Origin of the sequence: Methylobacterium sp. Leaf100 (genome assembly GCF_001422845.1) — a bacterium.
GTDB lineage: Bacteria > Pseudomonadota > Alphaproteobacteria > Rhizobiales > Beijerinckiaceae > Methylobacterium.
Map to the genome: position 1 here is coordinate 84,478 of NZ_LMMW01000004.1, position 25,297 is coordinate 109,774.

Sequence of the window (25,297 nt, forward strand, 5' to 3'; positions counted from 1 at the left end):
ATTGCCCTTCGCAGCACACCGTCTATGTCGGCTCTGAACTGAATACCACGAGGAGCTAAGCCCCATGCCGAAGGCGATCCGAGTCCACGAATACGGCGACCCCGAGGTGATGCGCTACGAGGACGTCACGGTGGCCGAGCCGGGCCCAGGGCAGATCCGCGTCCGCCAGAGCGCCATCGGCGTCAACTTCATCGACATCTACTTCCGCTCGGGCGCCTACAAGGTGCCGCAACTGCCCTTCACCCCCGGCAATGAGGGCGCCGGCACCGTGGTGTCGGTGGGCGAGGGCGTGACCGAGTTCCGGGCCGGCGAGCGCGTGGCCTACGGCTCGGCCGCCGGCACCTATGCGGAGGAGGTGGTGATCCAGGCCAGCGCCGCCGTGCATCTCGCCGACGGGGTGGAGGACACCACCGCCGCCGCGATGATGCTGAAGGGCCTCACCGCCGAGTATCTCCTGCACCGGACGTATCGGGTGAAGGCCGGCGACACGATCCTGTTCCATGCGGCCGCCGGCGGCGTCGGCCTCATCGCCTGCCAGTGGGCCAAGCACCTCGGCGCCACCGTCATCGGCACCGTCGGCTCGACCGAGAAGGCGGAACTCGCGCGGGCCAACGGCTGCGACCACGTCATCCTCTACCGCGACGAGGACTTTTCCGCCCGGGTGAAGGAGATCACCGGCGGCAAGGGCGTGCCGGTGGTCTACGATGGCGTCGGCCGCGACACCTTCCCGGCGTCCCTCGACTGCATCAGCCCGCTGGGTCTCTTCGTGAGTTTCGGCTCGGCCTCGGGTCCCGTGGACGATTTCAGCCTCGCGCTCCTCGGCCAGAAAGGCTCGCTCTACGCCACCCGCCCCTCGCTCTTCGCCCATGCGGGCAAGCGCGAGACCCTGGACGCCATGGCCAAGAACCTGTTCTCCGTGGTGGCGAGCGGCGCGGTGACGATTCCCGTCCACGCCCAGGCGAAGCTCTCGGAGGCCCCCCAAGTCCACCGCGATCTCGCCAGCCGCAAGACCACGGGCGCCACGGTGATGATCCCGTGATCCTGTCCACTCGGATCCTGTTCTCCCGGGATCGGAGGACGCCGTGATCCCCGGATCATCGGATATCCTCCTCGTCGTCGACGTGCAGGTCGATTTCTTGGCCCGCGGGGCGCTCGCCGTGCCGGACGGCGACGCGGTGATCGCCCCGATCAACCGCCTCATCGACCGGTTCGCCCACGTGGTGGTGACCCAGGACTGGCACCCGCCGGGCCACGTCTCCTTCGCCACCAGCCATCCGGGCCGGGCGGCGTTCGAGAGCGTGGTGCTCCCCTACGGCCGCCAGGTGCTGTGGCCGGAGCATTGCGTGCGGGGAACGGCCGGTGCCGTCCTCGCCCCCGGGCTCCGAGCCGAGCGCGCCGAACTGGTGATCCGCAAGGGGCACCACCGCCATGTCGACAGCTACTCGGCGTTCCTGGAAGCCGACCGGACCACGCCCACCGGGCTCGCCGGCTACCTGCGCGAGCGCGGGTTCACCCGCGTGGTCGTGTGCGGCCTCGCCACGGATTACTGCGTCGGCTGGACTGCCCTCGATGCCCGCGCAGCGGGGTTCGAGGCCGTGGTCGTCACCGATGCCGTGAGGGGCATCGACATCGAGGGTTCGGTCGCCCGCGCCATGGCCGCCATGGCGGCGGCCGGGGTCGGTTTCGTCGAGAGCGCGGCCTACACCGCGCTGCCGTAGAGATCGTAGGCGTCCGCCCGCTCGATCTTCACGGTGACGATGTCGCCGATGCGGAGCGGGCGGCGGGAGGTGACGTGGACGTTGCCGTCGATCTCCGGCGCGTCGTATTTCGAGCGCCCCTTGGCGATGCCGCCCTCCACCGCATCGATGATGACAGGCAGGCGCTTGCCGACCCGCGCCTTCTGCAGGCGCGCGGAGACGATCTGCTGCGCCTCCATGAACCGGCGCTTGCGCTCGGCCTGGACTTCCGGCGGAACCGCGTCACCGAGTTCGTTGGCGGGCGCGCCCTTCACCGGCTCGTAGGCGAAGCAGCCGACGCGCTCGAGTTTCGCCTCCTTGATCCAGGCGAGCAGCTCCTCGAACTCGGTCTCGGTCTCGCCGGGAAATCCGACGATGAAGGTCGAGCGGATGGCGAGATCCGGGCAGATCTCGCGCCAGCGCCGGATGCGCTCCAGTTGCTTCTCCTGGTTGCCCGGCCGGCGCATGCGCTTGAGCACGGAGGGCGAGGCGTGCTGCAGCGGCATGTCGAGATAGGGCAGGATCTTGCCCTCGGCCATCAGGGGGATGACGTCGTCCACGTGCGGGTAGGGGTAGACGTAGTGCATCCGTACCCAGGCCCCGAGTTCACCGAGCTCGGCGGCGAGATCGTAGAACTTCGCCCGGACCTCGCGGCCCTGCCATGGGCTCGTGGCGTAGCGGATGTCGACGCCGTACGCGGAGGTGTCCTGCGAGACCACCAGCAGTTCCTTGACGCCGGCTTTCACCAGTTTTTCCGCCTCGCGCAGCACGTCGCCCGCAGGTCGGCTGACGAGGTCGCCGCGTAGGGACGGGATGATGCAGAAGGTGCAGCGATTGTTGCACCCCTCTGAAATCTTTAAGTAAGCGTAGTGGCGCGGGGTGAGCTTCACCCCCTGCGGCGGCACCAGATCGAGGAACGGATCGTGGGCCGGAGGCACCGCCTCGTGCACCGCCGCCACCACGGATTCGTAGGCCTGCGGCCCGGTGACGGCCAAGAGGTTCGGGTACTTCTCGCGGATCTCCTCGGGCTGCGCGCCCATGCAGCCGGTGACGATGACCCGGCCGTTCTCCGCCATGGCCTCGCCGATGGCCGAGAGCGATTCGGCCTTCGCCGAATCGAGGAAGCCGCAGGTGTTGACGATGACGACGTCCGCCCCGTCGTGGCGCCGGGCGAGTTCGTAGCCCTCCGCCCGCAGGTGGGTGAGGATGCGCTCGGAATCCACCAGCGCCTTGGGGCAGCCCAGCGACACGAACGAAATCTTGGGCGCGGCCTTCGAAGACGCCGGCGGCAGCAGGGGTGAAGCGGTCATGGGCACTCGTCGGGAGCGGTCGAACGAGTGTCGAACGGCCGGTGATTCGAGGAAATCGGGTGAGTTGACAACTCTATAGCCGCATCCGGGCCGGCTTGCGAGCCTCACCGTTTCGGGCGCGCCATGCATCGCGACCGCTTCCCCGGCGGCCAAGCGCGTGCCAACTCGGAAAAACCCGGAATCCTTGCCGCAGGGCAGGGCGGGTATCCCATTGCCGCGTGACTCTCTAAGCCCCCATCATCATGTGGACCGCAGACATCCCGTTCGTCGATCCCGTCGCGGCGGCAGAAGCCCTGGCGCACCTGCCGGGGCTCGCCTTCCTCGACAGCGCCATGCATCACCCGACCCTCGGCCGGACCTCGACCCTGGCGGCGGACCCGTTCGCCCGGTTCCGGTATCGCGACGGTCAGGCCACCCTGGACGGCGCGCCCGTGCCCGGTACCGGCCTCGACGCCCTGCGCGCCTGCCTCGCCCCCTATCGGATCGACCCAGAGCCGGGCGAGCCGGGCTTCACCGGCGGGGCCATCGGCTACTTCGCCTACGATCTCGGCGAACGCCTGGAGCGGGTGGCGGCCCCGGCCCGGCGCGCGGGCCTGTGCGACGACATCGCCTTCAACCTCTACGACACGGTGCTCACCATCGACCACAAGAGCGGCACCTGCCGGCTCATGGCCACGGGCTTTCCCGAGCGAGACCCCGCCGCCCGGCAGGCCCGGGCGCAGGCGCGCCTCGCCCTGTTCGCGCATTGCCTCTCCGGCGCCCGTCCGACGCCCGAGCCGGCGGCGCAGGGTCCCCTGGTCTGGCACTCCAACTTCACGAAGGGCGCCTACGAGGCCGCGGTGGAGCGGGTGCGGGACTACATCCGCGCCGGAGACATCTATCAGGCCAACATCGCCCAGCGCTTCGAGGCCAGCCTGCCGGCGGGCTTCGATGCGCTCGGTCTCTACCGCCGCCTGCGCGCCACCAACCCGGCGACCTTCGGCGCCTATCTCGCCTTCGAGACCCTACGCGTCGCCTCGAGCAGCCCCGAGCGCTTCCTTAAGCTCTCGGGGCGGGACATCGAGACCCGCCCGATCAAGGGCACGGTGCGCCGCGTCGCCGACCTGGCGGAGGATGCGCGCCTGGGGGCCGCGCTCCAGGCCGACCCCAAGGAGCGCGCCGAGAACATCATGATCGTCGACCTCCTGCGCAACGACCTCTCGCGCATCTGCGAACCGCACAGCGTGCGGGTGCCGGTCCTGTGCGGGCTCGAATCCTACGCCTCCGTCCACCATCTCGTGTCCGTGGTCACCGGAACCCTGAAGGACGGGATGGACGCCATCGACCTGATCCAGGCGACCTTCCCCGGCGGCTCCATCACCGGAGCACCGAAGCTGCGCGCCATGGACATCATCACCGAGATCGAGGGCGACGCCCGCGAACTCTATTGCGGCGCCATCGGGGCCCTGGGCTTCGACGGTAGCCTCGACACCTCCATCGCCATCCGCACGGTGGTGATGGACGGCCACACGGCCGTGCTTCAGGCGGGCGGCGGCGTCACCCTGCTGTCCGACCCGGGCCGCGAATACGAGGAGACCCTGACCAAGGCCGCGCGGGTGTTCCAGGCGTTCGAGCCAGACGGGGAGAGCGCGCCGTGATCCTCGTCATCGACAATTACGATTCCTTCGTCTTCAACGTGGTGCGGTACTTCGAGGAACTCGGACAGACCGTGCGGGTGGTGCGCAACGACGCCGTCGATGTCGCCGGCATCCGGGCGCTCGCCCCCGAGGCGATCGTGATCTCGCCCGGCCCCTGCACGCCCGCCGAGGCCGGCATCTCGCTCCCCGCCATCCGCGAGCTGTCCGGCGCGATCCCCCTGCTCGGCGTCTGCCTCGGCCACCAGGCCATCGGGGCGGCCTTCGGCGGTCGCGTCGAACGGGCAGGCCGGCCGCTCCATGGCCAGGCGACCCCCATCACCCACAGGGGGCAAGGCCTGTTCGCCGCCCTGCCGAGCCCGATGCAGGTGGGACGCTACCATTCCCTCATCGTCACGCCGGAGCCCGGCATGGAAAGGTCGCTCACCGTGGACGCCGTCTCGGCCGAGGGCGAGGTGATGGCCCTGTCCCACACGCAGCATCCGACCTGGGGCATCCAGTTCCACCCGGAATCCGTGCTGACCGAGCACGGCCACGCCCTGTTCGGCAACTTTTTGGAGTTGGCCCGCGCCTGGCGCGCGGGGGAGGGGCAGGAGCGGGTGCGGTCCCATGCCGTGGTTTGACGGCGCCCTCATTGCGGGGCCGACGGCCCAGTTCGACCTCGCCGACCGGGGCCTGACCCTGGGCGACGGGGTGTTCGACACGGCGCTCGCCCGCGACGGCCGCATCGTGTTCGAGGCCGCGCATGTCGCGCGTCTGGCCGCCGCCACGCGGGCCCTCGGGTTCTTCGTCGACCCGGCGCGCATCACGCAAGCCATGCGGGCCGTGGCCGACGGGGCAGGGGAGCTGGCGGCGATCCGCACTACCGTGACCCGGGGCGCGGGACCGCGCGGCCTCGCGCCCCCGGCCGAGCCGCACCCGGTCCTGTGGGCGAGCGCGGCGCCGCTCCCGCCCGCCCTGCCCTTCGCCTCCCTGACGCTGCATCCCACGGACATCCGCCGCAACGACACCTCGCCGGCCGCGCGCTGGAAGACGCTCGGCTACCTCGACGCCGTGCTGGCGGCGGCCGAGGCGCGGGCGGCCGGGTTCGACGAGGCCCTGTTCTGCAACACCCACGGGCGCGTCGCCTGCGCCGGCACCGGCAACCTGTTCGCGGTGTTCGGCACCCGCCTCGTCACCCCGCCCCTGTCGGAGGGCGTGCTCGCCGGCATCGTCCGCGCCGAACTTTTAGGATTGGCCCCGGGCCTCGGGCTCGTGGTCGAGGAGCGGCCCCTCGAACTCCCGGACTTCCTCGGCGCCGAGGCGGTGTTCCTCACCAATTCCCTGCGCGGGCTGGCCCCCGTGCGGGCCGTCGGCGCGACGGCGTTTGCCGAGCATCCGGCCGTCACGGCCTTGAGCGAGGCCCTGCGCGCGGCCATGCAAGCGTGACCGGGCCGCGCGATCACCGCTGGTGGCTGCGCCTCGCCCTGATGGCGGCCTACGGCTTCATCGGGATCGTGCATCTCGCCGCCCCCGACGCGTTCCTGCCGATCATGCCGGACTGGGTGCCGGCCCCGCGCCGCGTGGTGATCCTCACGGGCCTCTGCGAACTCGCCGGCGTCGCCGGCCTGATCTGGCCGCCGACCCGGCGCTGGGCCGGCATCGGGCTCGCCCTCTACGCCGTCTGCGTGTTCCCGGCCAACATCAAGCACGCGGTGGAGGGCATCCCCGTCGCCGGCCTGCCTGATTCGTGGTGGTATCACGGGCCGCGCCTCGCGTTTCAGCCGGTCTTCGTCTGGTGGGCCCTCTACGCCACCCACGCGATCGACTGGCCCCGCCGGACCAGGTGAGGGCAGGGCGTCCGTGTCCGAGATTCCGAAGGGGTCACCCCTTCGGCGGGTGTCGGGCAGAGCCCGACGAAGACCTCCAGGGCTCCGCCCTGGACCCGCGAAGGGCTAGCCCTTCGCACCCTGACTCTCACCTCTTCTCGGCTCGCTTCACCGCCGTCCAGGCGGCCTCCATGGTGTCTAGGGACGCGTCGCCCAGCGTATTCCCGTCGGCCGTGAGGCGGGCCGCCATGGCGGTGAAGCGCCGCTCGAACTTCGTATTCCCTGATCTCAAGGAATATTCCGGATCGATCCCGAGATGGCGGGCGAGGTTGGCCACCGAGAACAGCAGATCGCCGACCTCCTCGGCCACGTCCGCCCGGGTGCCGTTGAGCATGGCATCGGCGACCTCGTCGGTCTCCTCGCGGACCTTGGCGACGACGTCGGCCGGGTCCGACCAGTCGAAGCCGTAGGTCGCCGCCCGGGCCGAGAGTTTTTCCGCGCGGCTGAGGGCGGGCAGGGCGCGGGCGATGCCGTCGAGGGGACCCGGGTCGCGCGTCGGCCGCCCCGCCCGCTCGGCCGCCTTGATCGCCGCCCATTGCCGCTCCACCGCCGCCGGATCGCGCAAGGATGAGTCCGCCGGTACCGGGCCGCCATCGGGGGCGAACACGTGCGGGTGGCGCCGGACCATCTTGGCGACGATGGCGTCCACCACGTCCGCGAAGGTGAAGCGCCCGGCCTCCTCGGCGATCCGGGCGTGGAACACGACTTGGAGCAGCAGATCGCCGAGCTCGTCGCGCAGATCCGCCGCGTCGCCCCGTTCGATGGCGTCCACGACCTCGTGGGCCTCCTCCACGGCGTAGGGTGCGATGGAGGCGTGCGTCTGGGCGAGGTCCCAGGGGCAACCCGTCTCCGGGTCGCGCAGGGCCGCCATCAGGGTCAGGAGCGCGTCGATGGTCAAGGGAGACTCCGGGACGTTTGCGGCGAGGGCGAAGGAACCCATAGCCGATCCGGCCGTGGAGGGGTGAGGCTGGGGACAGATCCGGGACAGGCGGTGCGCATCTCTTCAAAAGTCCCCCCAAAACCCCCTTTGCCCGGCGTGTTCGTTAAACCGAACGGCGCCCGATCCCCTTAGGAAAGGTATCAGTAAGAGATTCTCAGAGAGTCAGTTATGCAGGTTATATGGGGAGTCGAAAACCTGCGTGCGCGGAAGGGGTTGAGCCCTGTTCGCGTATCGAACTCTGCGTGGTTTCGTATCGAACTCTGCGCCGGTCCGTATCGAACTCTGCGTGGGAAACGGGGGTGGGCGTATGGGATTCGGCGCATCCGCGTATTGGGTTCGGCGTGGAAACCGGATCCGGCCGGTGAACTCCGGGGATAGTTCGAAAACCGACCCCGTATCGAACTCTGCGTGCCGCCCTCGCCCGGTCCGGACGCGCGACCCGCAGGATCGAATTCACGAGTCCCGACCGGTGGATAGCCGGGATGACGCCGTCCGCCCGTGAGACTCCCGTGCCCCGGATCGGGCATGGTCCCGTCCTCATGGCGCCGCATCGGCGCGGACGGCACGGGTTCGGGATCGCGGCTTTTGGGGATCGAGGACACATTGGCGGGCATCCGCGACGCCGATCTCCTGGCCGAGGTCGAGGCGGCGCGTGGCGGCTTCCTGTTCGCCACCATCGCGGAGACCATCTTGCACCGGCAGCGGGCGCGGGACGCCGAGGCCGCCGCCCGCGGGGCCGTCGCCGGGCGGCGGCAGGCCATGGCGCGCGACCAGCGCCGGCGCGACGCCGTGCGCGAGGTCATCGAGAACGAGCCCACGGGGCCCGAGAACCTCCAGCACATCCACTCGGTGCTGGCGCTCTGCGGCCTGCCCTACCGGGACCCCGGCGACGCCCGCGAATTCTTCCGGGAATACGGCAAGAATTCCCTCAGTCTCCTGGCCGGACGCCTGAAGAACCCCGCCACCGGCGAGATGGAGTTCCAGGGCCTGCCCTACGGCCCCAAGGCTCGCCTCGTGCTCCTGCACCTCTGCACCGAGGCCGTGCGCCAGCGAAGCCCCACCATCGCGGTGGCCGACAGCCTGTCGGGCTTCATGAAGGAGATGGGATTCGCCGTCACCGGCGGCGAGCGCGGCACCATCCGGCAGTTCAAGGAGCAGCTGGCGCGGCTCGCCGCCTGCACCCTGCAGATCGGCCTGTGGGACGGTGCCGGCAGCGCCAGCACCCTCAACGTCCCGCCGTTCCGCCAGCTCGACCTGTGGCTGCCGCAGGGCGCCGACGGGGTGGTCTGGCAGAAGAGCGTCCAGTTCCACCAGGATTTCTACGACAATCTTATCCAGCACGCCCTGCCGGTGGACATCCGCGCGGCTCGGGCGTTCTCGGGCTCCGCGCGCAAGCTCGATCTGCTGTTCTGGGTCGGCTACCGCCTGCGCGCGCTCCAGCGTCCCCTCCGGCTCACCTGGGACAACCTGCACAGGCAGTTCGGCGCCGACAATGCCAGCATCCGCAGCTTCCGGCAGGCCTTCAAGGCGGATCTCGCCCATCTGCAGGAGGTGTTCCCGAAGCTGCCGATCCGGCTGGACGACAACGGCATGCTGCTCCAGCCGGCCGATGCCGGCGCCCTGCTGATTCCGCCGCGGGCCGGCAAGCCGGCCCGGAAGGCCGTCGCGGCCTGACGCGTCGGTGATGGAAGGCAGGGAATAATACGCATTCTCTTGTCTTCATGGAATATTCTGATAATCCTACGGGCAGGGATTAGTTAGAATATTCCATGGAATGGCGATGTTTCCGAACGAGGCCGAGATCGAAGCCGCTCTGGCTGTCCTGCGTCGACAGCGCGACGCCCTCGACCGGCAGATCGCCGACCATGCCCTCTACCTCGAACTCGGCCGCCGCCTCGGTGCGGCCTCCCGCCCATCTCCGGCGCCGACGGCCGAACCCGAGGCACGCCCGGGCGAGGACATCGCCGCCGCCCGCCGCCACGGGCGCGCCCTGGTGGCCGCCGCCCTCGACATCCTGCACGAGGCCAACCGGCCGCTGCATGCGGGCGAGATCCTGCCCGGCCTGACGGCGCGCGGCTTCGACCTGCCCGGCCACGATCCGGTGGCCGCCCTCAACACCCGCCTGTGGAAGCGCTCCGGCCCCGGTGGCCCCCTGCGGCGCCTCGGTGACGCGGTCTACGCACCCTCGGAGGAGGAGGCCGATCGGGCGTGAGCCTTCCGGTCCGGGATCCCGAAGGGGTCACCCCTTCGGCGGGTGTCGGGCAGAGCCCGACGCAGAACCCAGGGCCGGTCTTTGTAAATTTCTGCCTGGACCCGCGAAGGGCTCGACCCTTCGAACCCGGACATCAGTCCGGCAGGGCGAACACCGTGAGCTGGCCCCCCAGCGCCGTGTAGTTCGCGAGCGCCGCGTAGCCGCCCACCGCCCCGGCGCCGTCGTTGGGGTCCGTGAGACCGGCGGCCAGCCCGATGCCGGCCCAGCCGCCGATTCCTGAGAGCACCGCCACGTATTGCCGGCCCCTGTGGGTGTAGGTGGTCACGTTGCCGACGATGCCCGACGGGGTCTTGAACCGGTAGCGTTCCCGGCCGGTCCGGGCATCGACGGCCTTGAGATGGCCTTCGAGGGTTCCGTAGAACACCACGTCCCCGGCGGTGGCGAGGACGCCCGACCACACGGAGAACGGCTCGGGGATCGACCAAGCGATCCGTCCGCGCACCCCGTCCCAGGCCGTGAGGCTGCCGGTGTGGCCGTCGCCCGGCGGCGGCTGCAGGCTCAGGGTGGCGCCGACATAGGGCAGGCCGGGCGTGTAGGTCACCCGGAACGGCTCGTAGGTCATGCAGATGTGGTTGGTCGGCACGTAGAACAGGCGCGTCCGGGGCGAGTAGGCCGCCGGCTGCTGGTTCTTGGCGCCGATGGCGCCGGGGCAGATGCCCGGGGTGGTCTCGTCTTCGCCGGTCCGCTCGGGGGCGTAGCGCGGATCGAGGACGGGCCGGCCGTAGGTTTTCGAGGCCCGGTCGAGGTCGATGTGCGTGGCCCAGTTCACCGCCGGATCGAACTTCTCCGCCACCAGGAGTTCGCCCGTGGCGCGGTCCAGGGTGTAGGCGAAGCCGTTGCGGTCGAAATGGGTGAGCAGCGTCCGCATGCGGCCGTCCATCGCCTGGTCGGTCAGGATCATCTCGTTGACGCCGTCGTAGTCCCACTGGTCGTGGGGCGTCATCTGGTAGAGCCAGCGCGCCCGGCCCGTATCCGGATCGCGGGCGACGATGGACTGCGCCCAGCGGTTGTCGCCGGGGCGCTGGCCGGGGTTCCAGGTCGAGGGATTGCCGGTGCCGTAATACATGAGGTTCAGGGCGGCATCGTAGGCGTACCAGCCCCAGGTGCAGCCGCCGCCGGTCTTCCACTGGTCGCCCTCCCACGAGGCCAGGGAGGAATCCCGGCCGATGGGCCGGCCCAGCACGGTGGTGGTTTCGGGATCGACGCGCATGTCGGCGTCCGTGCCCATGGAGTAAGCCCGCCAGAGGCGCCGGCCCGTCTTCGCGTCGTAGGCGGTGAGGTGGCAGCGCACGCCGAACTCGCCGCCCGAAAGGCCGACGAGGATCTTGTCCTTCACCGGCAGGACCGTGGCGGTGTTGGTCTCGCCCCGGGCCGGATCGCCGTTGCGGACCGCCCAATTCACCCGGCCGGTCGCGGCGTCGAGGGACACCAGCGTGGTGTCGGCCTGGTGCAGCAGAATCGCCCCATCCGCGTAGGCCAGACCCCGATTGACCGTGTCGCAGCACAGCATCGCGACGACGGACGCATCCTGCTTGGGCTCGTACTTCCAGAGGATGCGGCCGTCGTGGTCGAGGTCCAGGGCATAGACGATGTTGGGGAACGGCGTGTGGACGTACATCACCGCACCGACCACCAGCGGGGCGCCTTCGTGCCCACGCAACACGCCCGTCGAGAAGGTCCAGGCGACCTGGAGGCGGGCGACGTTCTCGGCCGTGATCCCGTCGAGGGGCGAATAGCGGGTGTTGGCCGCGTCCACGGTCTGGAGCACCGGCCCGCCCGTCGCGTCCTGGGCCGGCTCCTGGGCTCCCGCGGGGAGGGTGGTGGCTCCGGCCAGGGCGGCAAGACCAAGAAGACCAAGACCAAGACCGGGACAGGGCGGTAGCGCGCGACGCATGGGATCCCCTCGGGTGTGGTTCGGGGAGGTCTAGGCGATTTCAACCCTCACGGCTCATGCGCGAAGGGACGCGGGCGGAGAGCCCGCCCGCGTCCTCGATCGGGAGCCGAATCAGTAGAACGGCCCGTAGACGGGGCGGGGGCCGTAGAACGGGCGCGGTGGTCCGTAGGCGTAGCCCGGCCCGTAGAAGCGCCGCGGGCCGTAGAACGGACGCGGTCCGTAGCCGTAGCCCCGGTAGATCGGCCGGCACCGTCCCCAGCGATTGGGCGCCCAACCGGGGCCGCAACCGAAGGCGACGGTCTGCACCGTGGCATCCGTGGGGGAACCGGCAAACGGGGCCGCGAGGGTGCCGGCGGGAGCCGGGGGCAGCGGAGCGGCATGGGCGGCCGAGGCGAGGCCGACACCGCAGGCGACGGCGAGAGCCGCGACGAGCGCGTTCACAGACATGGAACAGACCCTTCTGCTGTTGTGAGGGCGATCCGGCCGCGAGGACCGGATCGCCAACCAAAATGCCCCCGCCCGGCTGAACGCTCGCTGACATGATCTGGGCGCGATTGTGATCCCCGGCTCAGCGCAGGAGGGGAAAATATGCCCGCACCGCCCGCTCGCTGCCCGCCTGCGACAGGTGGCCGGTGTCGAGGAACAGGTCGGTGCCGTCCGCGCGGTAGCGGCACAGGGGGCCGTCGCAGAAGGTCGGCAGGGGGTCGGCGAAGCGGGCCTTCGCCGACAGACGTCGGATCGCCGGATCGCCCCGGTGGGCGAACCACGCCGCCGAGCCGTCGACCCGGGTGCCGGCGCCGCGCGCGCCCAGCACGCCCACGTCGAACGCGAACAGCGGCGAGGGGCCGATCACCGAGACGGCGACCCCCGCCGCCGTGAGACGCGCGATGGTGTCGGGCAGGTTGGCCAGCGTCCGGGCGGGCAGGAGGTCCCAGCGGGCGGCCAGCACCACGCTGTCGATGCCGTAGGCGCGGATGATCTCGAAGACGTGGGCGTTGAAGTCGCGGCAGCCGGGTTTGGCCCGCGAGGCGTAGGCGAGGAGCGGCGGGCAGCCGGCGAAGGTGTATTGGAGGATGGCGTGGCTCAGGGTGGGGGCGTTGCGCACGAGGCCGGGCACGTAATGGGCCGCGTAGGAATCGCCCCACAGCAGGGCGGTGGCGGGCGCGTCCCGGGCCAGCAGACACTCGGCTCCCGCCCAGTCCGCGACGCGCTGGTTCTCGAGAAAGCAGCGCCCGCCCTTCCAGCCCGCCCGCTCGAGGGCCGCGAGGGCGCCCGGCCGAATGTCGGGAAAGCGCGCGGGAAAGCCCTCCGCGAGGGTGCCGGCGAGGCCGAGGGCCGCGAGGACCGTCAGGGCAGCGGCCGTGGCGGCGAAGAGCGGACGATGACCGTCCCGTGTTCCGGTGGATCGCCCATACCGGAACGGCGTCTCGATCCAGCGCCAGGCGGCGTAGGCGAAGACGAGGCAGGCCGCGACGACGGCACAGATCTCCCACCCGGCCGGCTCGCGCAGCAGGGCATAGCGAGCGAACACCACCACGGGCCAATGCACCATGTAGAGGGCGTAGGACATCCGCCCGAGGCCGGCGCAGGGCGGCGCCGACAGGACCCGGCCGATGGCGGTCGGGCCATTCCCGGCGGCGATGAGGAGGGCTGCTCCGAGGCACGGCGCCAGGGCGTTCAGGCCGGGAAACGGTGTCGCCTCGTCGTAGGCCAGGACCGCGGTGGCGACGAGACCGAGGCCGCCCGTCGCCATGGCCTCGCGCAGGGCGCGCGGCGGCGTCCAGTCGGCCGCGAAGGCCAGGAGGGCACCGACGAGGAGTTCCCAGGCGCGGGTGGGCAGGAGGTAGAAGTTGGCGCCGGGCGCGCTGTTCGTCAGGACGATGCCGAGGGCGAGGGAGGCCAGCAGGGCCGCGAGAAGAGCCGCCGCCGCGACCCGCCGCGAGCGGGCGAGGAGCAGCGGCAAGGCGATGGGCACCACGAGGTAGAACTGCTCCTCGACGGAGAGCGACCAGGTGTGCAGCAAGGGCCGGGTCTGCGCCTCGAGGTCGAAGTAACCGGTGGTCTTCCAGAAGAACACGTTGGCGGCGAAGGCCGCGGCCGCCACGACGCTGCGGGCGTAATCGTCCATGGCGCCGGGAGGCAGATAGAGCAGGGCGAGGGCGTAGGTGGCCAGAATCGTCGCCACCAGCATCGGCAGGATGCGGCGGATGCGGCGCTCGTAGAACCGGACGAGGGAGAACCGGCCCGCCGCCACGTCGGCGAGGATGCCCCGGGTGATCACGTAGCCCGAGATCACGAAGAACACGTCGACGCCAACGAACCCGCCGGACAGGCCCGGCACGCCGGCATGGAAGAACAGCACCACAAGGACGGCCACCGCGCGCAGGCCGTCGATGTCCGGGCGATAGGCCATGTGCAGGGGCGCCGAGGGCGGACCGGCCGCGAGGGTGAGCGAATGGGCCTGCGGAGGGAGCTGCGACATGCCGGTTCGTCAGGCCGAGGGCAGGGGCGCCGCCTCGCGCGCGGGCGCGCGGGGCCGAAGGAGGCGCTGGCGCGCCGGTTCCTCGATCGCCAGGTGCACGGCGCTCGCGGCGGCGAGCGACAGGAGCGTCGCGAGCGCGACGGTGAGCCAGGGCGTGCCGGCGAGGCGGCCGGCGAGGACGGTCCGGTCGAGGCTCGACACGAAGGCGTAGGCGGGCACGTGCAGGAGGTAGAGGGCGAAGGAGATGCGGCCGAGGAAGACGAACCACCCGGCCGTGAGCGGGCCGGAGCGGACCTGGGCGCCGGCCAGGATCACCGGTGCCCAGACCACGGCGGTGAGCCCGTTGTGCATGAGCGGCTCGGGGATCGTCTCGACCCCCGCGACGAGAGCCAGGGCCGCCGCTCCCGCCCAGGTGAGGAGCACCCCGAGGGGCAGGCGGACCCGCCGCCACAGGACGAACAGGAGCAGGCCGGCCACGAATTCCGGCAGGCGCAGCAGGGGATTGTACTTGATCGCCTGCGCCAGGAGGGTCGCCGCGTCCGTGGTCGGCGCGATGAGGGAGAGGCCGGGGGCGAAGCGGTTCCAGGCCAGGATCGCGAGGGCGACGGACGCGGCCCAGGCCGCGAGGGTGACGAGCGCCGTCGGGCCCGGCCGCCTGAGGGCGAGCGGCAGGAGGAGGGGGAACAGGGCGTAGAAGAACAGCTCCGCCGAGACCGACCAGCTCGGACAGTCGAGGGAGCAGGCCGCGCCCGGCACCCAGGCGTGGAGGCCGAGCGGCGCCAGCACCGCGCCGGAGGCCATCAGGGTCTGGAGCGGGGGCACGACCTTCGCCGTCCAGACGACGAACCACGGCAAGCCGATGGCGAGGGCCAGGAGGTAGACGGGATAGACCCGTGCCACCCGCGCGCGCAGGAAGCGCAGGCGCGCGGCGCGCGGCGACAGGTCCACCCGCTGGTAGTTGTAGGCCAGGATGAAGCCCGACAGCAGGAAGAAGAACGTCACGCCCGAGTAACCGAGGAAGACCGCATCGGGCATCGCCGCACGGCCTGCCTCGTAGCCGGCGAAGTGGAAGGCGAGGACGTAGGCCGCCGCCACGAAGCGCAGGGAGGTCAGCGCCGGCAGGGGCTCCACCACCGGATGGGGGCCCGCGGGGCCGGCCTGGTCCGCGCGCGGCGTCATGCCCGGTCCCCTTCCGCCCGGTCCCCTTCCGCCCGGTCCCCACCCGCGACCACCCGGGTCCGCGCCAGGTAGCGCAGGCCCAGCACCGACACCACGAGGAGGAAATAGAGCCCGTTGGTGGCCTGGTAGAACACCGATTCGAACACCGCCACGAGGATGATGAACAGCCACAGGCGCAGGAACAGCATCGTCAGGGGGGCGATGGAGCGGCCCCCGGCCCGGGCCTGGAGGTCGCTCACGGGCGCCCAGACGAGCCACCACAGGGTGAGAGCGAGGCCGACGAGGCCGGATTCGAGGGCGGTGTTGAGATAGCCGTTGTGCGCGTCCGTGGCCCGGTTGACCCAGGTCGCCGCGTCGGCGCCGCCGCCGTAGAACACGCTCTCCCAGAACGCGCCGTAGCCGTAGCCGGCGATGGGACGCCTGGCGATGTTGTCGGCAGCGAACTCCCAGATCTCCGTGCGGCCGGTGAAGGTCGGGTCGCCGGCCAGACGCGCCACCAGGGCGCCGATCTCCGGCACCAGGACCGACCCCACCGTCACCGTCAGGAGGAGGGCGAGGGGCGCGAGCAGTACGAGGCGGCGCCAGACGGTCGCCCCGGACCACGTGCAGAACCAGGTGAGGGCGAGCACCGCGGGCGTGATGGCGACGGAGGTCTTGGCGTTCGTGAACACGAGGAACAGGGCGGCGGCGCCCGCGAGCAGGAAGCCGAGGATGCGCTGCCCCGTCCCCGCCCAGAACAGGCCGACGAACACGAACGCCCCCATGGCGGCGCCCGCCGCATTCTTGTGCGCGTAGACCCCGCGCCAGCTGCCGGCGTGCTCGGGCTCGATGAGGTCGAAGGCCGTGTGCATGGCGCGCTCGGGCACGAGCACGAGGCCGAGATAACTGATGCCCACGATTCCCAGCACCGTGGCGCCCAGCACCGTGGCGAACTGGCGCGCGTCGCGCGCCGCCACGAGAAGCGACACCGCCGCCGCGGTGACGATCACGAGGGAGACCAGGCGGCGGGCCGAGACCAGGGGCTCGATGGACAGCACCGTCGATACGGCGAGCCAGGCGAGCATCAGCAGGATCGGCAGGCTGGCCAGCGGCCGTAGGGCGGCGGCGCCGCGGGCGAAGAGAATCGTGCCGGCGAGGCCGCCCATGATCAGGAACAGGATCTGGTTGCCGAGGTTGCCGCCCGCCCCCGAGGCCGCGTTCTCGGGCGCGGTGCCGTCGTGGAACGGGTTGGCGCCCACCAGCATCACGAGGAGGATCGCCACCATGGCGGTGACGCGCAGGGCGTCGGGACCCAGCGCACGGGCGGACACCTGTCGCGCGGGGTCGGCGACTCCCGTGGTCATCGGCTGCAACTCCCATGAACTGTGTCGGGACGAGAAAGCCCCCCATCGGGACAGGAACTCGGCCCCGAGGATCACCCAGGATAGCGCGATCCGTCCTCCGTATCCTGCGGGCAGAATACTTGAGAACCCGCAAAGGCCGGACCCCGGTCCGGATCAGGATTCCGGCTCGCCCCAGATCTCCGGCGCGCGGCCGGTGATCGACCGCACCAGGGCCTCGCGCGCGGCCCGGGAGGCGGCGAGGCGCGCGCGGGCCGCGGCGAGCACCGGCGGCGGCGCCGTGTCCGGCGTGCCGGCGTCGAAGGGCGGGGCGGGGGCGTATTCGAGGCCGAGCTGGATCGCTTCCGCCTCCTCCTGACCGACGAGTTCGGCGGCCAGCGCCAGGGCGAAGTCGATCCCCGCCGTGACGCCGCCGCCGGTGACGAGGTTGCCGTCCCGCACCACGCGCTCGGCCACGGGCGTCGCGCCGAAGGCCGCGAGCAGGTCGAGGGAGGCCCAGTGGGTGGTGGCGCGCCGGCCCCGAAGGAGACCGGCCGCGCCCAGCACCAGGGCGCCGGTGCAGACGGAGGTGACGAAGCGGGCGGTTTTCGCCCGTTCGCGCACGAAGGCCAGCACGACCGGATCGGTCATCAGGGCGTTCACCCCGACCCCGCCGGGGACGCACAGCACGTCGAGGACCGGGCACGCGGCCATGGTCACCGTGGGGGCGAGCACGAGGCCGGTGGCGCTCCGGATCGGGTCGAGGCCGGCGGCGACGAGATGCACCGTCGCCCCCGGGATCATCGCGAACACCTCGTAGGGCGCGGTGAGATCGAGCTGCTGCACGTTCGGGAAGGCGAGGAGGCCGATGTGGAGGCTCATGTGAGGACCCTGGTTCTGGGGTGCGTGATTCGCGGGGCGCCCCGGCTCACGCACACGCTCCATCATATCCGGACCGGAAACGACCGGGCGCCCGCTTTTCTCGCTTCCTCGCGGGCCCCGCCCGGGCCCGTGCGGAATTTGACATTCGGGGCCGCATCATCGACACCGCCGGCCTTCGCGGCATCGACCGGAATCGCCGGGCGCGTGCCAGTCTGGAGCCGCATGCCCGCCTTTCCGGCCCGTCCTCCCGCATGACCGACCGCGCCTTCGCGTCTCGCCCGGGCCGTCGCGACCTGTTCGCGTGGCCGCAGGCGATCCTCGACGCCGCGGCGCTGAGCCATGGCCGGGCCTGTGCCCTCCTCGTGGCGCTCTGCCTCGTCTGCTTCCTGCCGGGGCTCGCCTCGCTCCAGCCCATGGACCGGGACGAGCCGCGCTTCGCCCAGGCCTCCAAGCAGATGCTGGAGACCGGCGACCTCGTCGACATCCGCTTCCAGGCCGAGGCGCGCCACAAGAAGCCCGTGGGGATCTACTGGGCCCAGGCCGCCTTCGTCGGGGCCGGCGAGGCCCTCGGCATCCCGAACGCCCGCACCACCATCGCGCTCTATCGCCTGCCCTCGCTGCTCGGCGCCATCGGGGCGGTGCTCCTCGCCTACTGGTCGGCCCTGGCCTTCCTGCCCCGGCGGAGCGCGCTGCTCGCCGCCGCCCTGTTCGCCGCCTGCGTGGTGCTCTCCGCCGAAGCGCGCCTCGCCAAGACCGACGCGCTGCTCTGTGCCTGCGCCATGGCGACCTTCGGGTCCCTGGCGCGGGCCTGGCTCGGCCGGGCCGACGGATCGGCCGGCCGGACCCTCGGCACCGCCACCGTCCTGACCTTCTGGCTCGGCCTCGCCGTGGGCATCCTGGTGAAGGGCCCGATGGTGCCCCTGTTCTGCGGGCTGCCCGCCCTGGTGCTGTCGCTCCACGCCCGCTCCGGCCGGTGGCTGCAGGCGCTGCGGCCCGACCTCGGCCTGCCGCTCACGCTCCTCATCGTGGCGCCCTGGTTCGTCGCCATCACCTGGAAGAGCGGCGGCGCCTTCTACGGCGAGGCCGTCGGCCACGACATGATGAGCAAGGTCCAGGGCGGCTCCGAGAAGCATTGGGCGCCACCGGGCGCCTACCTGTTCGCGGTGTTCGGCACCTTCTGGCCCGGCGCGGCCTTCGCGGCGCTCGGCGCGCCCTTCGCCTGGGCGAACCGGCGCGAAGCGGGAATCGCCTTCCTCCTCGCCTGGATCGTGCCGACCTGGCTCCTGTTCGAGATCGTGCCGACGAAGCTGCCGCACTACGTGCTGCCCCTGTTCCCGGCCCTCGCGATCCTCACCGTGCTCGCCCTGACGCGCGGCGCCCTCGACCCCGAACGCCGGGGGGCGCGGCTCACGGCCGGCCTCGTGGTGCTGATCCCGGTGGGCCTGACCCTGGGGCTCTCGGCCTTCGCCTGGACCTACGACCGGACGCTGCCCTGGGCCGGGCTGCCGCTGCTGCTGGCCGCCTGCGCCGTGGCGGTCCTCGCCTGGCGCGCCTTCGCCCGGGGGGCGGCGGAGCGGGCCCTGTGCCTCGGCATCCTCGCCTCGGCCCTGCTCTCGCCGGCGGTGTTCGGTCTGACCCAGCCGGTGATGGCCGCCCTCAAGGTCTCGCCCCGCCTCGCCGCCCTGCGCGACCGCGTGCCCTGCGCGGCGCCGAAGGTGGCGAGCCTCGGCTACCGCGAGCCGAGCTTCGTCTTCCTCATCGGGACGGATCTGGCGATGATGGACACGGCCGCCGAGGCCGCCGCCTTCCTCCGGGGCGAGGGCTGCCGCCTGCTCTACGTCGAGGGCCGCTTCGCCCCGGCCTTCGCCGAGGCCGCCGCGGGCGTCGGGTTCGTGCCGGCCCCGGTCGGCACCGTCTCGGGCTTCAACATCAACGGCGGACGAAGGGTCGACCTCACGGCCTACGCCCACGCGCCCGAACCGACGCCCTGAACCCCCGGGAATCCCCCATGCGTCTCTCCGTGATCGTGCCGGTGAAGGACGAGGTCGGCAACATCGCGAGCCTCGTCGCCGAGATCGGCGCGGCCTGCGCGTCCCTGGCGCCGTTCGAGGTGATCTACGTGGACGACGGCTCCACCGACGGCACCGCCGCGGCCCTCGACCTCGCCCGCCGCGACCGGCCCTGGCTCCGGGTGCTGCGCCACGACCGCACGGCCGGCAAGTCCGCCGGGGTGCAGACCGGCATCGCCGCCGCCCGCGGGGCGATCTGCGCCCTCCTCGACGGCGACGGCCAGAACGATCCGGCCTACCTGCCGACCCTGCTGGCGGCCCTCGAGGAGGGCGGCCCGCGCGTCGGCCTCGCCCAGGGGCAGCGCGTCGGGCGCAAGGACGGCCGGTTGAAGACCCTACAGTCGCGCATCGCCAACGGGGTGCGGGTCCGCATCCTCAAGGATGCCACCCGCGACACCGGCTGCGGCTACAAGCTCGTGCGCCGCGAGGTCTATGCCCGCCTGCCGTATTTCGACGGGCTGCACCGCTTCATGCCGGCGCTGGTGGCCCGCGAGGGCTACGCCGTGGTCCACCGCGACGTGATCGACCGCCCGCGCTTCACCGGGGCCTCGAAATACGGCCTGTTCGACCGGCTCTGGGTCGGCCTCCTCGATCTCGCCGGGGTGTGGTGGCTGATCCGCCGCAAGCGGGTCACGCCTTCGGTCACCGACATCACGGGACCCTGACCCCATGCTGATCCAGCTCGCCGCGGATATCCGCGGCTACGTCTACGACGTCTTCGTGGTGCGCTTCGACGGGTGGCTCGTCTTCGGCATCCTCGCCCAGGCGGTGTTCGGCGCCCGCTTCGTGGTGCAGTGGCTCGCCTCCGAGCGGGCGGGGCGCAGCGTGATCCCCCTGGCGTTCTGGTTCCTCTCCATCGCGGGCGGCCTGATGACCCTGGTCTACGGCCTCGTGCGGCGCGAACCCGTGATCATCTTCGGGCAGGCGCTGTCGACCTTCATCTACCTGCGCAACGTCGTCCTCATCCTGCGCGAGCGGCGCGCCCGATGACGGCCTTCGCGCCCCTGCCGGCGTTCTACGACGACCTCGACGCCAGCTTCTTCGAACTCTGGCGCCTCCTGCACGAGGGGCCGGCCTTGCGCCGCAACGCCTTCCACATGCCGGCCCTCGCCACCGTCGACGCCGACGGGCACCCCCAGGTGCGGACCGTGGTCCTGCGCGAAGCCGATCCCGCTGCGGGAACGCTCCGGTTCCACTGCGACCGCCGCTCGGCCAAGGCCGGCGAGATCGCCGCCACCGGCCGGGCCGCCCTGCACGGCTACGACACCGCCTCGAAGATCCAGATCCGGGTCTCGGGGCCGGCCCGCCTCCACACGGACGACGCCGTGGCCGAGGCCGCCTGGGCCGCCTCGCGGGTCATGAGCCGGACCTGCTACGGGATCGCTCCGGCCCCCGGCACGGCGCTGCCCGCGGGCGACGCCTACACCCAGCCCGAGGACGGCGCCGACCTGGACCTCGCGCGCCCGAATTTCTGCGCCGTGGTGGTGACGGCGACCCGCCTCGACTTCCTGTTCCTCGACCGGCGCGGGCACCGCCGGGCGGGGTGGGAACGCGGGGCGGCGGGGTGGACGGGCGCCTGGCTGGCGCCGTGACGCCGCCCCTTGTTCCGGGGGCGCTCCCCACGCGCCAGCGCCCCGCCGCCGGTTCGGCGCGGGGGACGGCCTGAGGAAACGGGAGACGCGGGACGCCGCGAGACCCTGTTTTTGTAAGTTTAGCCGNCACGCGCCAGCGCCCCGCCGCCGGTTCGGCGCGGGGGACGGCCTGAGGAAACGGGAGACGCGGGACGCCGCGAGACCCTGTTTTTGTAAGTTTAGCCGGTCTCCCGGCGTCCCCCGGCCCGGCCCCTTTCGGGACCGATCCGTTTCGTCACGGCGTCTTCTCGGCCTCGGCGACTCGGCTAGTAGCGGCCCACCTCCGCGCGACGCGACGTCCCTTACGGRAACGCCGGTGCGGCAGCCGACTGATCAGGGTCAAGCCCCGAGCCCGCCTCGTAGTGGGCGGACCGTCCGTTGTCTCGGTGTGCTCCAGGGTCCCGGTTCCTCGCCTCAACACGGCTCCTCCCCGTCCAGAACACCTTGCGTCGCCGATGCGGCCCGGGGCGATGGCGAGACCGGGCCATCGACGCGGGGCGCCGTCTCCTCCCCCGAGCCCCCCTGTCGCTGCCGGCTCGCTCGCTACGCGCCNAACACGGCTCCTCCCCGTCCAGAACACCTTGCGTCGCCGATGCGGCCCGGGGCGATGGCGAGACCGGGCCATCGACGCGGGGCGCCGTCTCCTCCCCCGAGCCCCCCGACCCGGTTCGCCGGGGGGCCTCCCGCGTGGGAGGCGAGTGCCMGGACCGAACCACGAAATAGGAATATTGTCAAGAAATTTCGGTGTTCAAGGTGGGACCGATCCTGCCGTGGTGAGGCCGATGGCCCATGAGGGACGCGCGCAGGCGTTCTGCGGTTCACATCGCCGCGCGCAGCCGCGCGAACCCCGCGTCGAGGTCCGCCTGCAGGTCCGCGACGTCTTCGAGCCCGATGTGGAAGCGCAGGCCCGGGCCCTCCGGGGCCCAGGTGGTGGCGGTGCGGTAGGTGCGGCAGTCGAACGGGATGACGAGGCTCTCGAAGCCGCCCCAGGAAAAGCCCATGCCGAACAGTTCGAGGCCGTCGAGCAGTGCCGCCACGGCGCGCTCGGGGGCGGGGCGGAGGATCACGCCGAACAGGCCCGAGGCGCCGGAGAAGTCGCGGCGCCAGATGGCGTGGCCGGGATCCTCGGGGAGCGCGGGATGGAGCACCCGGGCCACCTCCGGCCTGGCTTGCAGCCAGCGTGCCATGGCGAGCCCCTGCGCGCCGTGCTCGCGCAGGCGCAGCGCCATGGTGCGTAAGCCCCGCAGGGCCAGGAACACGTCCTCCGGGCCTGCGCACATGGCGAAGTGCTCGAAAGTCCGGTGCAGGGCCGGCCAGTATTTTTGGTTGGCCGAGGTGAGGCCCAGCAGCAGGTCCGAGCCGCCGGAGAGGTACTTGGTGCCGGCCTCCACCGCGATGTCGACGCCGCGCGCATGGGGCGGGAACAGCAGCGGCGTCGCCCAGGTGTTGTCCATGATGACGGCGGCGCCCCGCGCATGGACCACTTCACTGATCGCCGGCACGTCCTGCATCTCGAAGCTCTGCGAGCCCGGCGCCTCCACCAGGACCGCCTTGGTGGTGTCGCGCATCAGGGCGCCGATGCCGGCGCCGACCAACGGGTCGTAATACTCCACCTCCACCGCGAAGCGCTTCAGGACGCCATCGCAGAAGATGCGGGTGGGGCGGTAGGCGGAATCGCTGACCAGCAGGTGGTCGCCGGCCGAGACCACGGCCATGAGGGCGACGGTGAGCGCCGCCAGCCCCGAGGGGGTCAGCACGGTGCCGGCGGCCCCCGCGAGTTCGCTCCAGGCGCGCGTCAGGGATTCCGTCGTCGGCGTGCCGGAGGTGCCGTAATCGAAGCGCCCGCGCCGGTGCTTGAGGTCGTCGTAGGTGGGAAACAGCACCGTCGAGCCGCGATAGATCGGCGTGTTGACGAAGCCGTGCTGAGCGGAGGGATCGCGCCCGGCATGGACGAGGCGGGTGCTCGGGCCGAAGCGTGCGGGATCGCGGGGCGGGGAGTTGGACATCGGCGCCTTCGGGCGGATTTTTGGAGGATGGGGCGACCACAGCCCGGCGGGGGGTGGGCCGTCAAGTCAGCCTCCCAGGCACTCGACCTGTGACGGGAGATTCGTTCGCTTCCTCGGATCGATCGGACGCATCAAGTCCACTCGTTCGGAAGGCAGGGGGATGCGCGCAGACCGTCCGCCTCACCCCAGGATGCGGCTCAGAAACCCTTGCGTCCTCGGGTGCCGGGGCCGGTCGAAGAAGGCGTCCGGCGCGGCGATCTCGACGATCTGGCCCTCGTCCATGAACACCACCCGGTCGGCCACCGCCCGGGCGAACCCCATCTCGTGGGTGACGCACAGCAGCGTGGTGCCGGCGCCCGCGAGCTCGGTGAGGGTGTCGAGGACCTCCTGCACCATCTCGGGATCGAGGGCCGAGGTCGGCTCGTCGAACAGCATCACCTCCGGTTCGAGGCACAGGGCGCGGGCGATGGCGACCCGCTGTTGCTGGCCGCCGGAGAGTTCGGCGGGTCTGCGGTCGGCCTTGTCGGCGAGCTGCACCCGCGCGAGGTGGCCCATGGCGAGGTCGCGGGCCGCATTCAGCCCGAGGCGGCGGACGTGGAGGGGGGCCAGCGTGCAGTTCTCCAGGACCGTGAGGTGCGGGAACAGGTTGAACTGCTGGAACACCATCCCGACCCGGGCGCGCACGGCGTCGGTGGCCTTGGCGCTGCCGTCGAGGGTGAGGCCCGCGACCCGGATGGTGCCGGACTGGTGCGCGACGAGGCCGTTGATCGCGCGGATGAGCGTCGATTTCCCCGAGCCGGAGGGGCCGCAGATCACCAGGGTCTCGGAGCGCGCCACCGTGAGGTCGATGTCGCGCAGGACGTGGGTGGTGCCGAACCAGGCGTCGACGCCCGCGAATTCCACGGCGGGCGTATTCTGGGCAGGCGTGTCCGTCATCGCGCATCCCCCGCCGCGAGGCGGCGCTCGATGAAGCCGGCGTAGCGGGCCATGCCGAAACAGATCGCGAAGTAGAACAGGGCCGCGAAGGCGTAGGCCGTGGCCGGCACGGCGGGGGCCGACCAGCGCGGGTCGGCGCGGGCCGCCTCCAGCACGCGGATGAAGTCGGCGATGCCCACGATGGAGACCAGCGTCGTGTCCTTGAACAGGCCGATGAGGGTGTTGACGATGCCCGGCACCACGATCTTGAGGGCCTGGGGCAGCACGACGGCGCGCAGGGCCTGGGTCTTCGTGAGCCCCAGCGCCAGGGCGGCCCGCATCTGGCCCTCCGGGATCGCCTGGAGGCCGCCGCGCACCACCTCGGCCATGTAGGCGGAGGCGAACAGCGCGATGCCGACGAGCGGCCGCACCAGCCGGTCCACCGTGAGGTCCCCCGGCAGGAACAGGGGCAGCATCACGTTGGCCATGAACAGCACGGTGATGAGGGGCACCCCGCGCCAGAACTCGATGAAGCCGATGCAGGCGTAGCGCACCACCGGCCAGTCCGAGCGCCGGCCGAGCGCCAGGAGGATGCCGAGCGGCAGGGACGCGACGATGCCCACCATCGAGACCACCACGGTGACGAGGAGGCCGCCCCACAGGCCGGTGGCGACGGAAACGAGGCCCAGCGCCGGCATTCCGGCCAGCAGCGCGTAGGCGAGGACGGGGAACACCACGAACAGGTAGGCCGCGCCCCAGGCGCGCTTCGGGGCGCCGAGCCACAGCATCCAGCCCGCCCCGAAGGCCAGCAGGGCGAAGAACAGGTTCGGGCGCCAGCGCTCGGCCGCCGGGTAGGAACCGTAGGCGAGGTAGTTGATTTTCTCTCCGATGAAGGCCCAGCAGGCCCCGACCGGGTGGCCCACCACCTCGGGCCGGCAGGCCTCGCCGGAGGTCCCGGTCCAGACGGCGTCGAACACGAGGAAGCGCAGGGCCAGGGGCACGAGCCAGGCCAGCGCCGCCAGGATCAGGACGGTGACGAGGCCGTCGGTCCAGCTCGCGAACAGGTTGGTCCGAACCCAGGCGAGGGGCCCGCCGAGGCGGCGCGGCGGCGGGGCCGGCGGGATCAGGGTTTTCCGCACGTAACCCTCGGTCAAGAACCC

At 71.6% G+C, this 25,297-nt stretch carries 23 protein-coding genes; 12 read left to right on the plus strand and 11 right to left on the minus strand.

Going from position 1 to position 25,297, the window contains the following annotated elements; translation table 11 throughout:
- The first annotated feature begins 64 nt into the window (after window positions 1-64).
- A complete protein-coding gene (locus ASF25_RS05035) occupies window positions 65-1,039 on the plus strand; it encodes a quinone oxidoreductase (protein ID WP_056303658.1) in 975 nt (324 codons plus the stop codon).
- 43 nt (window positions 1,040-1,082) lie between these two features.
- Window positions 1,083-1,718, plus strand: a complete 636-nt coding sequence (pncA, locus tag ASF25_RS05040) for a bifunctional nicotinamidase/pyrazinamidase (protein WP_056303660.1) — start codon at window positions 1,083-1,085, stop codon at window positions 1,716-1,718.
- Here pncA and rimO read toward each other — a convergent pair.
- Entirely contained in the window at window positions 1,700-3,046 is a 1,347-nt protein-coding gene (gene rimO, locus ASF25_RS05045; protein WP_056303662.1) for a 30S ribosomal protein S12 methylthiotransferase RimO, read from the minus strand. The genes pncA and rimO overlap by 19 nt on opposite strands.
- Window positions 3,047-3,288: 242 nt before the next feature.
- On the opposite strand from rimO, the gene pabB reads away from it, so the two are divergent.
- Genes pabB through ASF25_RS05065 form a run of 4 tightly spaced genes read left to right on the plus strand, consistent with a single transcriptional unit; the run spans window position 3,289 to window position 6,509 of the window.
- The gene (gene pabB / locus ASF25_RS05050; protein WP_056303664.1) at window positions 3,289-4,683 is read left to right on the plus strand and encodes an aminodeoxychorismate synthase component I; all 1,395 of its coding nucleotides are present in this window, start codon (window positions 3,289-3,291) and stop codon (window positions 4,681-4,683) included.
- Window positions 4,680-5,303, plus strand: coding sequence for an aminodeoxychorismate/anthranilate synthase component II (locus ASF25_RS05055; RefSeq protein ID WP_056303666.1), 624 nt, complete (start codon window positions 4,680-4,682; stop codon window positions 5,301-5,303). The genes pabB and ASF25_RS05055 overlap by 4 nt, the downstream gene beginning before the upstream one ends.
- On the plus strand, window positions 5,290-6,108 hold the full coding sequence (locus ASF25_RS05060) for an aminotransferase class IV (RefSeq protein WP_056303668.1): 819 nt from the start codon (window positions 5,290-5,292) through the stop codon (window positions 6,106-6,108). Before ASF25_RS05055 ends, ASF25_RS05060 begins: the two co-directional genes overlap by 14 nt.
- A 41-nt stretch (window positions 6,109-6,149) precedes the next feature.
- The gene (locus ASF25_RS05065) at window positions 6,150-6,509 is read left to right on the plus strand and encodes a DoxX family protein (RefSeq protein ID WP_056303716.1); all 360 of its coding nucleotides are present in this window, start codon (window positions 6,150-6,152) and stop codon (window positions 6,507-6,509) included.
- Between the two features lie 127 nt (window positions 6,510-6,636).
- Here ASF25_RS05065 and mazG read toward each other — a convergent pair whose 3' ends face one another.
- Window positions 6,637-7,488 (minus strand): nucleoside triphosphate pyrophosphohydrolase, encoded by an 852-nt coding sequence (gene mazG, locus ASF25_RS05070; protein ID WP_056303669.1) that lies wholly within the window; start codon window positions 7,486-7,488, stop codon window positions 6,637-6,639.
- A gap of 525 nt (window positions 7,489-8,013) precedes the next feature.
- On the opposite strand from mazG, the gene ASF25_RS05075 reads away from it, so the two are divergent.
- Both ASF25_RS05075 and ASF25_RS05080 read left to right on the plus strand, forming a co-directional pair.
- Window positions 8,014-9,162, plus strand: coding sequence for a replication protein RepA (locus ASF25_RS05075; protein WP_056303671.1), 1,149 nt, complete (start codon window positions 8,014-8,016; stop codon window positions 9,160-9,162).
- 106 nt (window positions 9,163-9,268) lie between these two features.
- Entirely contained in the window at window positions 9,269-9,700 is a 432-nt protein-coding gene (locus ASF25_RS05080; RefSeq protein WP_056168020.1) for a hypothetical protein, read from the plus strand.
- A gap of 133 nt (window positions 9,701-9,833) precedes the next feature.
- Here the strand turns inward: ASF25_RS05080 and ASF25_RS05085 are convergent, their stop codons facing one another.
- From ASF25_RS05085 to ASF25_RS05110, 6 genes are all read right to left on the minus strand, one after another.
- Window positions 9,834-11,654: a methanol/ethanol family PQQ-dependent dehydrogenase gene (locus ASF25_RS05085; RefSeq protein WP_056303674.1), complete on the minus strand. Its 1,821-nt coding sequence runs from the start codon at window positions 11,652-11,654 to the stop codon at window positions 9,834-9,836.
- A gap of 111 nt (window positions 11,655-11,765) precedes the next feature.
- On the minus strand, window positions 11,766-12,101 hold the full coding sequence (locus ASF25_RS05090; protein WP_056168026.1) for a hypothetical protein: 336 nt from the start codon (window positions 12,099-12,101) through the stop codon (window positions 11,766-11,768).
- 121 nt (window positions 12,102-12,222) lie between these two features.
- Window positions 12,223-14,136: an acyltransferase family protein gene (locus ASF25_RS05095; RefSeq protein ID WP_082478826.1), complete on the minus strand. Its 1,914-nt coding sequence runs from the start codon at window positions 14,134-14,136 to the stop codon at window positions 12,223-12,225.
- Window positions 14,137-14,145: 9 nt separating this feature from the next.
- Window positions 14,146-15,315: an acyltransferase gene (locus tag ASF25_RS05100; protein WP_056303676.1), complete on the minus strand. Its 1,170-nt coding sequence runs from the start codon at window positions 15,313-15,315 to the stop codon at window positions 14,146-14,148.
- Window positions 15,312-16,658: an O-antigen ligase gene (locus ASF25_RS05105; RefSeq protein ID WP_056303678.1), complete on the minus strand. Its 1,347-nt coding sequence runs from the start codon at window positions 16,656-16,658 to the stop codon at window positions 15,312-15,314. The genes ASF25_RS05100 and ASF25_RS05105 overlap by 4 nt, the downstream gene beginning before the upstream one ends.
- A gap of 153 nt (window positions 16,659-16,811) precedes the next feature.
- A complete protein-coding gene (locus ASF25_RS05110; protein WP_056303680.1) occupies window positions 16,812-17,516 on the minus strand; it encodes a DJ-1/PfpI family protein in 705 nt (234 codons plus the stop codon).
- A 251-nt stretch (window positions 17,517-17,767) separates the two neighbouring features.
- Between ASF25_RS05110 and ASF25_RS05115 the strand changes: the two genes are divergently transcribed.
- Genes ASF25_RS05115 through ASF25_RS05130 form a run of 4 tightly spaced genes read left to right on the plus strand, consistent with a single transcriptional unit; the run spans window position 17,768 to window position 21,177 of the window.
- The gene (locus tag ASF25_RS05115) at window positions 17,768-19,507 is read left to right on the plus strand and encodes a glycosyltransferase family 39 protein (protein WP_156368866.1); all 1,740 of its coding nucleotides are present in this window, start codon (window positions 17,768-17,770) and stop codon (window positions 19,505-19,507) included.
- A gap of 17 nt (window positions 19,508-19,524) precedes the next feature.
- Complete coding sequence (locus tag ASF25_RS05120) at window positions 19,525-20,250, plus strand: glycosyltransferase (protein WP_056303682.1); 726 nt, start codon at window positions 19,525-19,527, stop codon at window positions 20,248-20,250.
- A gap of 4 nt (window positions 20,251-20,254) precedes the next feature.
- Window positions 20,255-20,575: a lipid-A-disaccharide synthase N-terminal domain-containing protein gene (locus ASF25_RS05125; RefSeq protein ID WP_056097410.1), complete on the plus strand. Its 321-nt coding sequence runs from the start codon at window positions 20,255-20,257 to the stop codon at window positions 20,573-20,575.
- Window positions 20,572-21,177, plus strand: a complete 606-nt coding sequence (locus ASF25_RS05130) for a pyridoxamine 5'-phosphate oxidase family protein (RefSeq protein ID WP_056168041.1) — start codon at window positions 20,572-20,574, stop codon at window positions 21,175-21,177. The genes ASF25_RS05125 and ASF25_RS05130 overlap by 4 nt, the downstream gene beginning before the upstream one ends.
- An 857-nt stretch (window positions 21,178-22,034) precedes the next feature.
- On the opposite strand, the gene metC is transcribed toward ASF25_RS05130, so the two are convergent.
- From metC to ASF25_RS05145, 3 genes are all read right to left on the minus strand, one after another.
- Window positions 22,035-23,222, minus strand: coding sequence for a cystathionine beta-lyase (gene metC, locus ASF25_RS05135; protein ID WP_056303684.1), 1,188 nt, complete (start codon window positions 23,220-23,222; stop codon window positions 22,035-22,037).
- Window positions 23,223-23,402: 180 nt separating this feature from the next.
- Window positions 23,403-24,158: an amino acid ABC transporter ATP-binding protein gene (locus ASF25_RS05140; protein WP_056303686.1), complete on the minus strand. Its 756-nt coding sequence runs from the start codon at window positions 24,156-24,158 to the stop codon at window positions 23,403-23,405.
- Window positions 24,155-25,291 carry an amino acid ABC transporter permease gene (locus ASF25_RS05145; protein WP_244472902.1) on the minus strand — a complete coding sequence of 379 codons (1,137 nt, stop codon included), beginning with the start codon at window positions 25,289-25,291 and terminating at the stop codon, window positions 24,155-24,157. The genes ASF25_RS05140 and ASF25_RS05145 overlap by 4 nt, the downstream gene beginning before the upstream one ends.
- Between the last annotated feature and the right edge of the window lie 6 nt (window positions 25,292-25,297).

Coding starts and splice junctions, on each gene's coding strand:
- ASF25_RS05035 (WP_056303658.1), top strand. CDS start 65: ATGCCGAAGGCGATCCGAGTCCACGAATACGGCGACCCCGAGGTGATG.
- rimO (WP_056303662.1), bottom strand. CDS start 3,046: ATGACCGCTTCACCCCTGCTGCCGCCGGCGTCTTCGAAGGCCGCGCCC.
- pabB (WP_056303664.1), top strand. CDS start 3,289: ATGTGGACCGCAGACATCCCGTTCGTCGATCCCGTCGCGGCGGCAGAA.
- ASF25_RS05060 (WP_056303668.1), top strand. CDS start 5,290: ATGCCGTGGTTTGACGGCGCCCTCATTGCGGGGCCGACGGCCCAGTTC.
- ASF25_RS05065 (WP_056303716.1), top strand. CDS start 6,150: ATGGCGGCCTACGGCTTCATCGGGATCGTGCATCTCGCCGCCCCCGAC.
- mazG (WP_056303669.1), bottom strand. CDS start 7,488: ATGGGTTCCTTCGCCCTCGCCGCAAACGTCCCGGAGTCTCCCTTGACC.
- ASF25_RS05075 (WP_056303671.1), top strand. CDS start 8,014: ATGGTCCCGTCCTCATGGCGCCGCATCGGCGCGGACGGCACGGGTTCG.
- ASF25_RS05080 (WP_056168020.1), top strand. CDS start 9,269: ATGTTTCCGAACGAGGCCGAGATCGAAGCCGCTCTGGCTGTCCTGCGT.
- ASF25_RS05085 (WP_056303674.1), bottom strand. CDS start 11,654: ATGCGTCGCGCGCTACCGCCCTGTCCCGGTCTTGGTCTTGGTCTTCTT.
- ASF25_RS05090 (WP_056168026.1), bottom strand. CDS start 12,101: ATGTCTGTGAACGCGCTCGTCGCGGCTCTCGCCGTCGCCTGCGGTGTC.
- ASF25_RS05095 (WP_082478826.1), bottom strand. CDS start 14,136: ATGTCGCAGCTCCCTCCGCAGGCCCATTCGCTCACCCTCGCGGCCGGT.
- ASF25_RS05100 (WP_056303676.1), bottom strand. CDS start 15,315: ATGACGCCGCGCGCGGACCAGGCCGGCCCCGCGGGCCCCCATCCGGTG.
- ASF25_RS05105 (WP_056303678.1), bottom strand. CDS start 16,658: ATGACCACGGGAGTCGCCGACCCCGCGCGACAGGTGTCCGCCCGTGCG.
- ASF25_RS05110 (WP_056303680.1), bottom strand. CDS start 17,516: ATGAGCCTCCACATCGGCCTCCTCGCCTTCCCGAACGTGCAGCAGCTC.
- ASF25_RS05115 (WP_156368866.1), top strand. CDS start 17,768: ATGACCGACCGCGCCTTCGCGTCTCGCCCGGGCCGTCGCGACCTGTTC.
- ASF25_RS05120 (WP_056303682.1), top strand. CDS start 19,525: ATGCGTCTCTCCGTGATCGTGCCGGTGAAGGACGAGGTCGGCAACATC.
- ASF25_RS05125 (WP_056097410.1), top strand. CDS start 20,255: ATGCTGATCCAGCTCGCCGCGGATATCCGCGGCTACGTCTACGACGTC.
- ASF25_RS05130 (WP_056168041.1), top strand. CDS start 20,572: ATGACGGCCTTCGCGCCCCTGCCGGCGTTCTACGACGACCTCGACGCC.
- metC (WP_056303684.1), bottom strand. CDS start 23,222: ATGTCCAACTCCCCGCCCCGCGATCCCGCACGCTTCGGCCCGAGCACC.
- ASF25_RS05140 (WP_056303686.1), bottom strand. CDS start 24,158: ATGACGGACACGCCTGCCCAGAATACGCCCGCCGTGGAATTCGCGGGC.